This window comes from Nitrincola sp., from assembly GCF_048264025.1.
Lineage (GTDB): Bacteria > Pseudomonadota > Gammaproteobacteria > Pseudomonadales > Balneatricaceae > Nitrincola.
In genome coordinates, this window is sequence record NZ_JBLXDN010000001.1 from 127597 (window position 1) to 142498 (window position 14902).

General features: G+C 50.0%; 13 protein-coding genes. 8 read left to right on the plus strand and 5 right to left on the minus strand.

The features are described 5' to 3' along the window. Positions 1-18: 18 nt before the first annotated feature. Positions 19-819 carry an RluA family pseudouridine synthase gene (locus ACN0R1_RS00620; protein ID WP_417578869.1) on the plus strand — a complete coding sequence of 267 codons (801 nt, stop codon included), beginning with the start codon at positions 19-21 and terminating at the stop codon, positions 817-819. A 126-nt stretch (positions 820-945) separates the two neighbouring features. Here the strand turns inward: ACN0R1_RS00620 and ftsZ are convergent, their stop codons facing one another. The 3 genes from ftsZ to ACN0R1_RS00635 form a co-directional block, all read right to left on the minus strand. Further along, positions 946-2154: a cell division protein FtsZ gene (gene ftsZ / locus ACN0R1_RS00625; RefSeq protein WP_417578871.1), complete on the minus strand. Its 1209-nt coding sequence runs from the start codon at positions 2152-2154 to the stop codon at positions 946-948. A 46-nt stretch (positions 2155-2200) separates the two neighbouring features. Further along, positions 2201-3460, minus strand: a complete 1260-nt coding sequence (gene ftsA / locus ACN0R1_RS00630) for a cell division protein FtsA (protein WP_417578873.1) — start codon at positions 3458-3460, stop codon at positions 2201-2203. A gap of 461 nt (positions 3461-3921) precedes the next feature. Then, on the minus strand, positions 3922-4275 hold the full coding sequence (locus tag ACN0R1_RS00635; protein WP_417578875.1) for a hypothetical protein: 354 nt from the start codon (positions 4273-4275) through the stop codon (positions 3922-3924). A gap of 126 nt (positions 4276-4401) precedes the next feature. Between ACN0R1_RS00635 and ACN0R1_RS00640 the strand changes: the two genes are divergently transcribed. The 6 genes from ACN0R1_RS00640 (at position 4402) to ACN0R1_RS00665 (ending at position 9459) form a co-directional block, all read left to right on the plus strand. Next, positions 4402-5043, plus strand: coding sequence for an O-methyltransferase (locus ACN0R1_RS00640; protein ID WP_417578877.1), 642 nt, complete (start codon positions 4402-4404; stop codon positions 5041-5043). A gap of 23 nt (positions 5044-5066) precedes the next feature. After that, positions 5067-7388 carry a YdbH domain-containing protein gene (locus ACN0R1_RS00645; protein ID WP_417578879.1) on the plus strand — a complete coding sequence of 774 codons (2322 nt, stop codon included), beginning with the start codon at positions 5067-5069 and terminating at the stop codon, positions 7386-7388. Between the two features lie 97 nt (positions 7389-7485). Then, on the plus strand, positions 7486-7683 hold the full coding sequence (locus ACN0R1_RS00650; RefSeq protein ID WP_417578881.1) for a YnbE family lipoprotein: 198 nt from the start codon (positions 7486-7488) through the stop codon (positions 7681-7683). 9 nt (positions 7684-7692) lie between these two features. Next, positions 7693-8028 carry a YdbL family protein gene (locus ACN0R1_RS00655; protein ID WP_417578883.1) on the plus strand — a complete coding sequence of 112 codons (336 nt, stop codon included), beginning with the start codon at positions 7693-7695 and terminating at the stop codon, positions 8026-8028. A 21-nt stretch (positions 8029-8049) separates the two neighbouring features. Beyond that, positions 8050-8553 carry a disulfide bond formation protein B gene (locus ACN0R1_RS00660; RefSeq protein WP_417578885.1) on the plus strand — a complete coding sequence of 168 codons (504 nt, stop codon included), beginning with the start codon at positions 8050-8052 and terminating at the stop codon, positions 8551-8553. A gap of 21 nt (positions 8554-8574) precedes the next feature. Continuing rightward, positions 8575-9459, plus strand: coding sequence for a DUF1853 family protein (locus ACN0R1_RS00665; RefSeq protein WP_417578887.1), 885 nt, complete (start codon positions 8575-8577; stop codon positions 9457-9459). Here ACN0R1_RS00665 and ACN0R1_RS00670 read toward each other — a convergent pair. Further along, positions 9447-10895 carry a PLP-dependent aminotransferase family protein gene (locus tag ACN0R1_RS00670; protein ID WP_417578889.1) on the minus strand — a complete coding sequence of 483 codons (1449 nt, stop codon included), beginning with the start codon at positions 10893-10895 and terminating at the stop codon, positions 9447-9449. The genes ACN0R1_RS00665 and ACN0R1_RS00670 overlap by 13 nt on opposite strands. 97 nt (positions 10896-10992) lie before the next feature. Between ACN0R1_RS00670 and ccoG the strand changes: the two genes are divergently transcribed. Continuing rightward, positions 10993-12390 (plus strand): cytochrome c oxidase accessory protein CcoG, encoded by a 1398-nt coding sequence (ccoG, locus tag ACN0R1_RS00675; protein WP_417578891.1) that lies wholly within the window; start codon positions 10993-10995, stop codon positions 12388-12390. On the opposite strand, the gene ACN0R1_RS00680 is transcribed toward ccoG, so the two are convergent. Then, complete coding sequence (locus ACN0R1_RS00680; protein ID WP_417578893.1) at positions 12391-14652, minus strand: TonB-dependent receptor plug domain-containing protein; 2262 nt, start codon at positions 14650-14652, stop codon at positions 12391-12393. Positions 14653-14902 lie beyond the last annotated feature (250 nt).

A 14902-nucleotide genomic window follows, 5' to 3' on the forward strand; every position in this document is an offset into this window, starting at 1 on the left:
AATTTTAGGACTACAGATATGACCATAGAACTTCGGCATCAGGTTCTGCCTGAAGAACAAGGCTGTGATGCTGCCAGCCTGCTGAGCCGTCTTAGCGAGCTACCCAAACAGCGCATCAAAGATGCGATGAGCAAGGGCGCCGTAGTACTCAAACGCAAACACAGCAAGCGCCTGAGACGTGCCAGTGAAAAGCTGCTTGCTGGCGATCAACTCCTGCTAAGCTATGATGCCGATATTCTTTCGCGGACATTGCCGGAAGGCACTCTCTGCCTGGAACAGCGAAAGTCCTATAGCATCTGGTTCAAGCCTGCGGGTGTGATGTCTCAGGGCACCGCCTTTGGTGACCACCTCGCCTTGCTACGCCAGGTCGAGCTGCAACTAAACAAACCGGTATTCCTGGTACACCGCCTGGATCGTGAAACAGCGGGCCTGATGCTGATTGCCCACACCAAAGCAGCCGCCGCCACTCTGTCCAAACTGTTTCAACAACAGCAGATTAACAAGGTCTATCAGGCCTGGGTAGCGGGCCAAACACCCCCACAAGGCGAGATAGTCACCCCCTTGGATGGCAAACCAGCCAGCACCCGCTTCAAGCGTCTGGTCTATGATGAAAAGCTGAATCAAAGCCACCTGGAAATCACCATTGCCACAGGCCGAACCCATCAAATCCGCCGCCACCTTGCAGAACTAGGATATCCGGTAATGGGGGATCCACGCTACGGAAACAACAACAAGAATACAGCCGGGCTGCAACTAAAAGCCGTACAACTGAGCTTTGAATGCCTGGAGCGTAAACAACAGGTCAGCTACACCTGTTAATGCGCCGCAGCTGCGCATCTCTGCGCCCGCAGCATTTATATTCAAGAGACCTGACCCCTTGAACATAAAAAAACCGCCTCCCGATAACGGGTAGGCGGCAACCTGGATGGTTAAAAAAGCTAGCGCTTAGTCAGCTTGACGGCGCAAAAATGCCGGAATGTCCAGAAAATCCATATCATCCGTTCCGGTTCTCTTCATCTCTTCGGGTAGCGGCGCAGCCATTTCAGGCTTTTTCACTGCCTTGGCTACAGCCATAGGTTTTTCGTCACGACGTCCACGTACCACACTTGGCAGTTCGAGCTGTCCGTAGTCACCGGACTTTCTGGAAGACGTCCCACCTGAGCGAGTGTCACTACCAGAAACCCTTGCCGCTTCCTGAGCTTTGCAAAGACCGGTCGCCACAACGGTGACTTTAATTTCATCACTCATTTCTGGATCTATAACTGTACCGACGACAACGGTCGCACCATCTGAGGCATAACCTTCAACGATATCCCCTACTTCGGAGAATTCGCCCAGACTCAGATCCAACCCACCGGTGATATTCACCAATATGCCACTGGCACCTTTCAGGTCGATATCTTCAAGTAATGGGCTGTTGATAGCAGCTTCCGTTGCGGTGATCGCACGCGACTCACCCCGACCGTAACCTGTACCCATCATTGCCATGCCCATTTCAGACATCACCGTACGCACGTCAGCAAAGTCGACGTTGATCATACCCGGACGGATAATCAGATCAGCAATACCTTGAACAGCACCTTTCAGAACATCATTGGCCGCTTTAAAAGCTTCAATCAGACTGGTGTTACGCCCCAGCACCGGCAGTAGCTTCTCATTTGGAATAATGATCAGTGAGTCCACATGCTCCTGCAGCTCCCGAATGCCTTCTTCGGCGATACGCTGACGCTTTCGTCCTTCAAACGCGAAGGGCTTAGTCACGACAGCCACCGTCAGAATTCCCATTTCTTTAGCCACTTGAGCCACAATCGGAGCCGCACCCGTGCCGGTACCACCACCCATACCGGCGGTAATAAATACCATATCGGCACCCGCCAGCGCTTCAGCGATGCGCTCACGATCTTCCTGAGCAGCCTGACGTCCGACTTCCGGATTAGCACCAGCGCCCAGGCCTTTCGTCAGCCCACTGCCAATGTGCAGAGCTGTGCGCGTTGCGGATTTAGCCAATGCCTGAGCATCAGTATTCGCACAGATAAACTCGACGCCTTCAACGTCGGTTGTCAGCATGTGCTCGACAGCGTTACCGCCACCACCGCCAATGCCGATAACCTTGATAACCGCGCTTTGCGGTAAGCTATCAACCAGTTCAAACATAGTCATCCCTCCAGGAAAAACCCCGTTCTGTGACGGGTCTCATATATCAGAAATTGCCCTGTAACCAGGTTTTCATGCGTCCAAATACATTACCAACCGGCACAGACGCTTTGGGGTGTCTGGCCGCTTCCGGAACTGTGAGCCCGGACTCATTTAGATTACTTTGTGCCTGTCGCGCATAGTGCAACATGCCAATGCTGGTGGCATAAATAGGATTATGCAGTAGCGTTTCCATACCACGTATCCCATCCGGAACCGCCAACCTGACCGGCATGTGAAATATTTCTTCAGCCAGCTCAACGGCACCTTCCATCCGTGCAGAACCACCGGTCAATACCAACCCGGCGGCCACCAACTCTTCGAAACCTGAGCGACGCAACTCATCCTGAATCAGACCGAACATCTCTTCGTAGCGAGGCTCAACCACTTCAGCCAGCGCCTGGCGTGACAGGTTACGCGCTGGACGATCGCCCACACTGGGTACACGAATAGTCTCATCGGACTGGGAAAGCTGTGACAGAGCACAGGCATATTTAATCTTGATCTGTTCCGCATGCTGGGTTGGGGTGCGCAACGCCATGGCGATATCACCGGTAATCTGGTCACCGCCTATCGGAATTACGGCCGTATGGCGAATAGCGCCTTTAGTGAAGACGGCAATATCAGCCGTACCGGCACCAATATCTACCAGACAGACACCCAAATCCTTTTCATCTTCGGTCAATACCGCATAACCAGAGGCCAACTGCTCCAGCACGATGCCGTCCACCTCAAGATCACAGCGACGTATACATTTTTCCAGATTATGAATCGCATTAATCGCTCCGGTGACCAGGTGTACTTTGGCCTCCAGTCGAACGCCTGACATACCCAGCGGCTCTTTAATGCCGTCCTGATTGTCAATCATGTATTCCTGCGGCAGGATATGTAGCAGCTTTTGATCCGCCGGAACGGCTACAGCTCTGGCGGCTTCAATTACTCGTTCCAGATCTTGTTCGGTTACTTCTCGATCCCGCACCGCGACAATGCCGTTGGAGTTCATGCTACTGATATGCCCTGCGGCCATACCGACAGTAACAGAGTGAACCTTGCAGCCAGCCATTAGTTCGGCTTCTTCAACGGCTCGACGTATGGCACTGACTGTGGATTCAATATTAACCACCACACCCCGCTTCATGCCGGCGGATGCATGATTACCCACACCTACAATTTCAATACTGCCGTCAGCGCGAAGTTCGCCCACCAGGCACACCACTTTGGATGTACCTATATCCAGGGCAACGATCATATTGTTCACTGTCAGCATAGTGTTTGTGCGTTCCCAATAGTCAGCTCAGAAAAGTAGGTCTAGCAAGTTATCTGTTAAAAAATTGCAAATAACGGACCAACTTCTTCACCAGTGATAATAAACATCTTATCGGCTTATTATCACCGAGCTTTAATCCTTCTTTCAACAACTTTTTATATAAGGAGATGGCAAAAAATTGCCGCCCAAAACGGCATTCTCATGCAATTTCAAGTAGATAATTACCACAAAGGTGAATACTATTGCCGCTCAAAAAATAAACAGCGGCATATTTTTCATCTTCGCAATTCCGGTTTAAATCAAGATTAAATTTTGAATAAAAAGCGACATTTCAAAACTTAATCTTGATAAGTCACCATGATATCAAAATTGAATTTTGATTTTTCACCAATCATCAGGATGGTATGTTGAATTTAATCAGGAAGAGTTTTAAAGTTTTTAAAACCCTTTTTTTGACTGATTTACCAAAAATAAACTAATACGGCGGCCGAAATGATGGCGAGAACCCCGGAAATAAACACATTCACCAGATCACCCAGCAAACGCTGAATTGCGACAAAATGCACGACCGGAAAGGTGATAAAAACACAACTTAAGGGTATCCACCAATCCAGACGTGAAAAACCGTAGGCCAAGGCACCTATCAAGGTCAGTGCAGCAATATTCCCTAACACCATCACTGTTACCAGACCATTCTGGTTAGTTAAAAATACCGGCTTTCTATCCTCCGGCAACTTATTCAGTGCACCTGCACTCAAAGCAGCCGACATGGATACCAGACCAGTCAGTAAAAATATCAACAGTGGATCAATCATCAGGGTACTCCTGTTTCAATAAGGTGTGAAAGCGCACCATTGTACGGCAAAGCATCTGCTGAGCATAAATAATGATATAATCACCCCCTTTTTCAACCGAATTTTGTCCAGCACCAGGTCTCCCGAATGCCCGAATTTCTTATCGATGAAGCCGTAGAAGATTACGCTTATGTCAGCACCCAAGCTGAACCCGCTCTATTGCAGGAGTTGATCGATGCCACCAATGAAAATATGGGCTGGCCGCAAAAGCTCTCAGGGCGTTTGGTTGGCCGCACTCTGAAAATGCTGGCGAGCCTTGTACAACCCAAACATGCACTGGAGATAGGTATGTTCACGGGCTATTCAGCCCTATCCATTGCTGAAGGCATGCCTGATGACGGTAAACTAATCTGCTGTGAAACCAATCCTCGTGCCATTGAAATGGCCAAACAGTTCTTTCAGCGCAGCGAACATGGCCACAAAATAGAGGTTATTTTTGGTCGTGCTGCCGATACACTCGATACCCTCGACATAGAACTGGACTTCACCTTTATTGATGCCGACAAGCGCAGTTATCTGCATTACTATGAAGAAGTTAAAAAACGCACCCGTCCCGGGGGACTGATTATTCTCGACAACGTGCTCTGGTCTGGCAAAGTGATACAACCTGAATCGGAATTAGATGATATTCTGGTGGAAACCAACCACCGTATAGCGACAGATCCCGATGTTGAAAATGTATTTTTAACCATCCGGGATGGAATGAACGTTGTACGCAAGCGAGGTTAAATCGGCAAACTAAGGAGTCGGGTGTGCCTAAAAAGCTGTTGTTATTGCTGCTGTTACCCTTACTTTTACTCAGCACACTACTGATAACTGCCTATTTGCTGGCGCCAACCCTGTCGAGGATAGCACTTGAGCACTGGATTACGTCTCATGGGTTTGAATCGGTAGACGTCAGCCTGAAGCATCCGCAAGCGGGTCGTATTGATATCAACCAAATTACCCTGACACGTACTGACGGCCAACGCCGTATTCGTTTGCAAGCCAACGACATTCAGATCAGCTTCAGCCTCAAAGCACTGCTGACAACAGCTTCACTCAAATCAATTCACATCCAGCGCCTGTCAGCAGAGATTTTGATCGATACCACATTACCAGAACGCCTGGAGACTCTTCAGGCCAGTGTGGTTGATCTAGATCCAACACTGGCAACCAGATTGTTTGATTTACTTCCGGCAGAAACGGCGCAGATTGCCGAACTGGTCTTAAGTTATCAAACCGATGAAGGTCCGCTGCTTATGGGTGCAGGTGAACTTGGATTAAATCCTCAGCAGTTACATACCCGCCTCTCTCTACAGCGAGACCAGCAAGTTCTGGGCGATATTCGAGCGACGTTGGGCCGCGATCTGTCAATACACCTACAAATTAATGAGCACCACCCCCTCTACGAAGTGGGTGGTGACTTCCAGTTCATTGAAAACCGCTGGCACCTGAATCTGGGACACCAACTCCACGCGGGCGCCCTGTTGGATTGGCTGACACGGCATCAGGTCAGCTTGCCCTTGGCTCTGCAACTCCCAATGGATGATCAGTTGGCTTTTACCTCCAGGCTATCCCTACCCCGCCTACTGCCCTTATCACCCAGCAGATTATTGCAGGTGCTGGAAGGTGACCTGTCACTGTCTGTTAGGCTTCACCCCAGCATAGATCAGGCATTAGCCAAGCAGATCAGTCTGGATATTGATGCGCAGCTAACCTTGCAGCAAAGCACCTTCAACCTGACCCTTATTGAAGGTAGCCGTGTAACACTGCATCAATTATCTACAGGCGATATTTCAGCCAGTCGATTACTACTTCAACTCATCGGTAATACCACTCTGAGTGGACAACTCAACCAACCTGATAGTTGGCAGTATGGCGTTGCAAACTGGGTAATTAATGGTGAAGGGCTGAAGCATCAGGCGCTGGAACACTTCAGCCTGCTACCGCTGCAACTGCAACTGGAAGGCGGACCACTAGGCCAATCGCTACAAGGCGCTGTGTCACTACCCATGATCGCCTTACAACCCGCTGGCGTTGAATTGCCTAATGTAAGCTTTCAGGGCCAGTTTACGGTGCCTACCGATTTCAGCCATATCGATCTATCGGGATCACTTAGTTCTGAACAACTGCCGGTTTCAATCAACACCCAGGCCAGATTGAATACAAATTTGAGAGGTGAAATGAACTGGACTCTTGCAGCCACTCCGGCACCCGCCTTGGTCAGTGCTCTACGCCCTTTCATTGAAGCCATTCCATCACCCCTGATGGTAAATACAGGATCATTTAAAGCCGCTGGTCGGCTGAGTCTTAATCAGAGTGATTGGTCGCTACGGGCATCCTTGGAGCTGATATCGGCCGACCTGCTGTATGGCAACAACCAGATTGAACAACTGCAGTGGCAGTCCGAGCTGCAGATAGATCATCAGGGCAAGCTAAGCAACACGGGACAGATTCGCACAGGGCAAATAAATATAGGCTTGCCTATACAACTTTCCCAGTTGGACTATGAGCTGCTAAACACGGCGGAACAAACATGGCTGACAATCTCGCCTTTCACTGCGTCACTATTGGAGGGGACGATCTACCTGCCAACGCTAAGCTTTGATCCTGGCGAGCCAGATATGATTTTCCTGATCAGCTTACGCGATCTCAATTTAGGTTCAATACTGGAACTTTACGCCGAAAAGGGCATCTATGGTGAAGGATTGATTGACGGACAACTCCCGGTACAGATCACCTCGGAAGGGATACGTATCCAAAGTGGTAATGTGGGCACAGTGCAACCCGGCGTCATCCGCTACCAGCCAGATGAAAACCTGGATGCAATGGCTGACTCTAACATGGGCTTACGCCTGGCTCTGGACGCACTGAGTAATTTGCATTATCGGATGCTGGATATGCAAGTCGACTACCAGCCGAATGGCGATCTGACGCTGCGCAGCCGACTACAAGGCAATAACCCCGAATGGCAGCAAGGACGGCCAATCGATCTGACCCTGACAGTTGAGGACAATATTCCGACACTGTTGAGAGCTCTGCAGATTACTGGCCGGATAAGGGACGCTGTCGACGATCATTTTCAGCGTTAATATTTTTACATATTCAAGGGTTTGTTAGGGATAGGTTAAGCCTGTATTGTTTACACTCATCCTGAAACATTCATAATTCAGGTAACGTGAGGCATTTATGATTTCAGTCTTCCCCCGGTTGGCAGTAGTGTTTCTGCTGATCATGACAGCTGCGGCGTGTACACCAACCGTGCAGCTTGCCGCACCCAAAGATCCAATCACTATCAATCTGAATGTCAAAATTCAGCATGAAATACTGGTTAAGGTCGACAGGGAAATTGATAACCTGCTCGAAGAAAACAGCGATCTGTTCTAGGAGATAGTCATGCTACACGCATACAAACGCGTTATCTGGATCATGGTACTTTTGCTGGTGTCTCTGCCAGCCTGGGCCCTCTCACTGGATCAGGCCAAGTCTCAAGGTTTGCTAGGCGAACAACTGAATGGCTATCTAGGCATCGTCACTGCCAGTCCGTCAGGTGAGCTTCGCTCTTTGGTCACGGAAGTTAATCAGCAGCGTCGTACGCTTTACCAGCGCTCTGCACAAGAAGCCTCTGTCACACTGGAAGTATTTGAAATTCGTGCAGGTCAGCGTTTACAGGAACGTGCAAAAGCAGGAGAATACCTTCAGGATCAGAACGGTCAATGGCACCGCAAATAATGTCCTGATAAGGAGTCCGAGTTGCTGAGTTATCGTCAAATCAATCTGCTGGGATTAGTCACCTGCGTAGCAGCCATGCTGTTTGCTGTCGGATTCCTGCAAAATTATCTGGAACTGGACCCTTGTCCGCTCTGTGTCATCACCCGAATTATTGTCATAACCATGGCGGTAATTTTTTTCCTTGGTCTGGTTCACAACCCCAAGCAAGCAGGCCAGCGTATTTATGGTAGCCTGAATTTATTGACTAGCATTGTCGGTTTTGGTGTACAGCTACGCCATATCTGGTTGCAGAACCTGCCAGCCGATCAGGTACCTGCCTGTGGCCCTGGTCTGGAATTTCTGTTGCAAACACAACCGATGTTTTCTGCACTACGGACTGTATTTGAAGGCTCCGGTGACTGTGCCCAGATATCCTGGACATTTATGGGGCTGAGCATTCCAATGCAATCAGCACTACTGTTTGGTTTTCTGCTGATTTTGGTGGTGTTGCAACTGAAAAAACGCCCCCGCGGCTTGTTCAGTTAACAGGCTGCGTAAACAACCAGCATGAACTTATCTCTGCACCATCCGGTTGTCAGGGATTTGTATTGGGCAATCAACAGCCCAACGTTACTGGAAGCCCCCTGTCTTAAAGACTGGCAGGACTCCAGCCACTGGTTTACACATCGGCTTCAGCAACTTGACCAGCAACCAGCTCCACTGCTGCAACACCTGCAGCAACAGGTACACCATCCGCACCAACCCAGGCTGGGTCAGTATTTTGAACAGTTATGGCATTTCTACTTTAAGCATCACCCTGACTATCAGTTGCTGCTACATAATCTACAGATAAAAGCTCCAGATAATCACACATTGGGCGAGTTAGATCTGCTAATTCGCAATCGGCACAGCCATGAGGTGTTTCACCTGGAACTGGCAGTTAAGTTTTACCTTGCCGTTCCGTTGTACCCCTCCGACAACAGCTTAGCATGCTATATCGGTCCCGGCCTGAAAGACCGCTTGCTGGATAAATATCAGCACACCTGTAATCACCAGTTGCCCCTTTCAGCCAGTGATGCAGCTCAAGCACAGCTTATGGCAAGACAAATCAAAGTAGATCAAGCTCAAGCGGTGTTTCGGGGACGACTGTTTCAGCCCTTGGCAATCGCTGCAAAGAATCAACCCGCCTGGCTACCACAGGCCGAACTACACCAACTGAACGCTACAGAAACTTTTCTCTGTCTGGAGCGTAGACAATGGTTTGCTGAGCAGACAATAGAGCATGACAGCTATAACTATGATCAACTTGCCAATCATCTAGCCACACCCCTCGCTCGCCCCTTTCAGGTTGCCGTTATCGATCCTCAAACACAGCAAGAAACACGTCGGTTATTTGTTGTCCCCGACAGCTGGGAAGCAGCTGCCCGAGACTGTCTGCATCAGCCCCTTTGACCTGACTGTTGATCCATCAACAGCTGCAAACAATCCAATGCTGACTGATGCGCAAGGCTGCAGGGTTGAGCGAAGCTAAGCCGCAATGCCTGATGAAAGTCACCACTGATAGAAAACAATGGTCCCGGTGTGATTGCCACGCCCCGTCGCAGGGCTGAGGTGTAGAGTGCCAATGTATCTATCGGCTGCAGCCACTCAATCCAGATGCATAACCCTCCCTGAGGTACATCAAAGTGTATGTGCTCCGACCAGCGACTCCTTAGTGCCTGCATCCACGCCTGAACCTGGTGGTAAAGTTCACTAATGCGCTGACGCAGATAACGGTCATAATCACCTGATATCAAGTAATCGTTCAATCCTTGCTGCACGAAATGACTGCTCGCCAGTTGCGTTATCAGTTTCAGATAGACGATACGCTTATGCCAGCGTTTGCTAAGCACCCACCCTAAACGTAAATCACGGGACAGTGTTTTGGAATAAGAACCACAGAGAATCACCCGATCCTGCTCATCCAGCGCTTTCAACGGCGACAAGCGTCCAGTAAAACTCAGCTCACGATAGATATCATCTTCGATCAAGGTTATTTCATATCTATTAGCCAAGTCTATCAAGCGACGCTGATGGGATTCTGGCATTAGCGATCCACTCGGGGTAGCGAAGCACGGAGTCACAACACAGGCACGAATTGGCCAGTGCTGCAGTGCCCGCTCCAACGCATTCAGATCCATTCCCGTCTGAGTATGGACCGGTATTTGCACCGCTTTGAGTTGCAGTTGCTCCAGCAGCTGAATAACACCATAGAAACCAGGGTCCTCTATGGCTACCAGATCTCCGGGACGGCAGCAGGCTTTCAACGCCAAAAACAAAGCATTCTGACATCCACTGGTGATACAAAATTGCTCAGCACCGACCTGACAGGCGTCACGCTGATAACGCTGTGCCAAAGTCTGACGCAACGGTAGATAACCGGCTGGTTCCTCATAGCACAAGTGCGCTGTCCCTCGGGATTGGCGCAGAGCCCGTCCAATCGACCGATTCAGCAACATCAACCCGGTTGAAAAAGGGGATGTTTGACCGCCAGGTAACAGATCAAATGCAGCCCCTTGTAACATAATATCAGTCAGCAACTCACTGCTGTTAACCGGCACCGGTCCGGGAATGGCGGTTGACTCTGACACTGATATGTCCAGCACTGAGACAGGCAAATCACAGACAAAATAGCCGGAACGAGGCCGTGCCTCTATCCGTCCCTGGGCTTCTAAACGCTGATAGGCATGTATTACAGTCGCTTTGGATAAGCGTTTTTCCCGGCACAAGTGTCGCACCGATGGTAACCGCTCACCTACCTGCCAACGACCCATTTGTAACTGGGCGTATAGCCAGGCTTCCAACTCAAGATAGGCATAATCCTGCTTCATAAGCACCTCGATAGGCATTCACAACTGTACCTATTATTTATTATTTTTTTGTGCCTGTCCTTATTTATCAAGTCTTCTTACACTGCATCCAGTAATTTAAGAGGACACATGGATCATGCACAAGCCACCATCAGCTACAATCCCACTTCATCCAATCACCGATACCAACGGGCTTGAAGGGCGAAAAATTCATGTGCGCCTCACCGAAGGACGATTTCAACATCTCAGACGACTGATCAGTTGGCCGTTATTGGCTGCATTTTTCGGCTTGGTATGGATGCAGACCAATGGTACCTCTTGGTTGCTGTTTGATTTTCCCGAGCGGCGTATCCTGCTGTTCGGTGCACATTTTTCCTGGTACGACCTACACATTTTGACAGGACTGATGATTACCGCGGCCAGCCTGTTGTTTTTTGTATCGATGATCTGGGGACGCGTCTGGTGCGGTTTTGCTTGCCCACAAACCATCTGGACCTGGATATTTATCCGTATTGAACACTGGACAGAAGGACGAGCGGCTTTGCGCCAACGTCAGGAAAAGATGCCACTCAGTGGAGCCAGACTCGCGCGACGTTTATTAAAACATACCCTGTGGTTGGCTGTAGCTCTGATCACGGCGGTAACCTTCACCGGTTATTTCATGCCTATCCGTGACCTTGTCACCCAACTAGCCAATGCCAATGCACCCGCCACGCTGGTAGGCTGGTTAGTTTGCATGACACTGCTAACTTATATCAATACCGGTTTAGTACGGGAGAAAATCTGTTTGCATGCCTGCCCCTATTCACGCTTTCAGGCCGTAATGATGGATGATCAATCGCTTAAAGTCAGCTATGACAGTGAACGTGGTGAACCCAGGGGATCAATGAAACTCAGAAATTCAGTACAACAAACCAAGGCTGCCGTGGGGGATTGTGTTGACTGTAATATCTGCGTACAGGTTTGCCCAACGGGCATAGACATTCGTGATGGATTACAAGCGGCCTGTATCGATTGCGCGGCCTGTATCGATGCCTGTGACCAGGTGATGCTGAAAACCCAACGTCCAACTGGGTTGATTCGTTTTGCAGCCGCCCAAGAACAGCCACAACCTCAGCGTTTTTGGCGACCGCGCCTGCTAGGTTACTTTGCAGTTACATTGATTGCTTTCAGCTCTACTGGTTATGCGCTGGTTAATAAAAAGGATCTGGTGGTTGAAATCCGTCGTGATCGCGCTAGCCTCTACCGGGAGTTTTCTGATGGATTATTATGCAATTTTTATCAAATCAAAGCTGACAGCTTCGACCCTGGTTTGACTCAGATAAATGTCAGTGTCAGTGGACCGGAAGGTTTAGTACTTCAAGGGCCTGAAACCTTTTTGCTGGATAACAGCGGTGAATGGACAGCCTACAGGGTATGCCTTACGGATCCTGCAGCAGGCGTTTTACCCATCACCTTCAATTTCAGTGATCAGAGCAGGATATGGAGTCGTTCATCCAGCCTGATCACCAGTACCAGTTATCAACAGCGCTGATCAGAATTTAACTTTCACCCCAATATAGGCAGAACGACCCATGCCCGGTACAGCGATATCCCAGGGTACGCCGTTCATGGACATGGTTCGGCCCTGACCAGTGTATACACCGCCAGTTGGCAGGGCATAGTAACGATCGAACAGGTTTTCCACACCTAAATCGAGGCGTACTTGCTTCCAAGTGTGGCTGGCACGCAGGTTGACTAGGTTATAGCCAGAAGTGACAATTTCATTGCGCACATCTGAGCCATCACTTTTGTCATCCACAACAATCCATTCGAGAGCGTTGTCCCAGCCACCTTGCTGATGGCTCAGAGTGAAGCGCGCGTTCAGCGGCATGATGTTGTACAACTCGTCTCCGGTATCACGGTTCTCGCCCTGAGTATAGTTGATCACCCCCTTGAGCCCCCAATTACCCCAGTCATTTGAAGCTAATGGCATTCGCATGGACAGGTCAATACCATACAGACGAGCAGACTGATTGGCGTACTGCAGCACGTTGAATTGGTCAACGCCCCAGCCGGTTAACGCGACTGCATCAATATAGTCATCCACATGCGTGTAAAACGGGGTGGCCGCGAAACTCCAACGATGATCACTGGCGTGCCAATCGAATGTTGCCGAAGCGGTATAGGCCGTTTCGGGCTTCAAGTGAACGTCTCCCACATAGCCGTTGCCGTCACCAACGAAGTTGTTCATCGTCGCCGCCATCGGCCAACTGGACCAAGTGTAGCGCTCGTAAAGATTGGGTGAGCGGACCTTGCGTGCCAACCCCATCTCGATATCCAGAGTGTCACTGTACTGGTAGCGAGCCAGAGCAGTCAGATCCAAGTTGTCGTCGATCTGGTCACGATCCAGCGCATTGAACGCTGCCGACTCCCCCCCCTGGTTGGCTAACGTACTGTAGCCGTGTACTTCGTCGGCATTCATCTGGACACGCTCGTAACGTGCGCCAAGCAGCGTGGTCCAGCGCTCGTGATGGATAGATTCCACTTCAGCAAACAACGCCGTACGATCACGCTGACCATTGTTAATGTTCAGGAAGGTATCTGGCCCCATACCACCACCTGAAGCAGTCCAGTAATCGTCAAGTCGGTAGCGCTGCAGTTCTGTACCGACGCGCAGCAGTTGAGTGGCACTCAAATTAATATCGGCTTTCAGGCTTAAACCGCTGTTATCGCTTTCAGAATACATAGGCATACCGGCCGCACAGGTAGTCGCGGCGCCATCGACCATAAAACCGATTGGACTGCAGGCCTTTCCATCCGGGTTGGACAGCGCTCCGTACCAGAAGCGCTTGTCATCACCGAAGTCCATAAAGTGATCGACCCGTTCATGGTAGACACGCGCTTCCATCACGCCCCAGTTAAAATCACGAGTCCAAGCAAAATTAGCCAGTTTCTGGGTATTTTCCAGCAGGTCCATGCGCTGGTTGGGATAAAGCTGCTCCGGCATATCCTGGTAGCTGAACCGGGTTTCGAACAGGTTATCACCGGTCCTGAAGGCGATGCCTAAGGTGTGATTCTGAGTTTCGTAGGCAGTAGAACCCACTTCATCCAAACCCAATGTGTGACCAGGACGACCTGTCGCGGTGAAATCCTTGAAATTTTTACCAGCAGTATAATTGTCAGCCTGACTCCAGGACCCACTGTAGTTGATACTCAGTTCTTCCGTGGCATAAGTCGCGCTGAGGTTACCGCCGAAAGCTGCATTGTTACTGCGATAGAAAGTTCCGACTTCACCCTTGGTGATACGACCTTCACCAGAGAGAGCAAATTCGGGAGTCGGTCTTTCGGCTACGATGGTACCGCCAATGCTGTCACCACCGACACTGACTGGAGTGATACCGGCATACACCTTGAGCAGTCCGATATTACTGGGTTCGACATAGGATAACGGCGGGTTCATGTGGTTGGGGCAGGCCGCAATCAGGTCCATGCCATCGACCTTAATGCGCAAACGATCATCGGCCAGGCCGTGAATCGCAGGCAGACTGGACACGCCACCGGCACCATACAAACTGACACCCGGGATGTCGCGCAGCAAACTGGCACTGTCATTGGTCGCTGCCCGAAGCATTTCAATGACGGAAGGGCGTTGCTGCACGGCGTTATCCAACACGACTGGGGCCGGCTTTGTCACTACCAGCACAGTAGTTGTCTGGGCCTGCTCGGCGTTAGCCAGCTGGGTAGTTAAGGCAAAGGCCATAGCGACCGGTAATTGCCCCAACTGAAACAGTGAATGTTTTAGTATTCGGTTCATTTTGGCTCCTGCCTGTTCCCTGATCTGTATCTACACCGATGACATCTGTCGGCTTGAAGGGGATAAAAGCCGATGAAGCGGTGCTGCGAAAGGACGAAAGTTTGAAACGAGATGGATTCTAGTGGAAATCCATTTGTTTGGATTGAGACATAATGTCGCACTGTTAAAAAGGATATTCAGGAAAGGAACACCTAATCCATATAGACAGAGAGTGTTCGACCGCTTCAAAGTCATTTTTATCTAAAGGAGT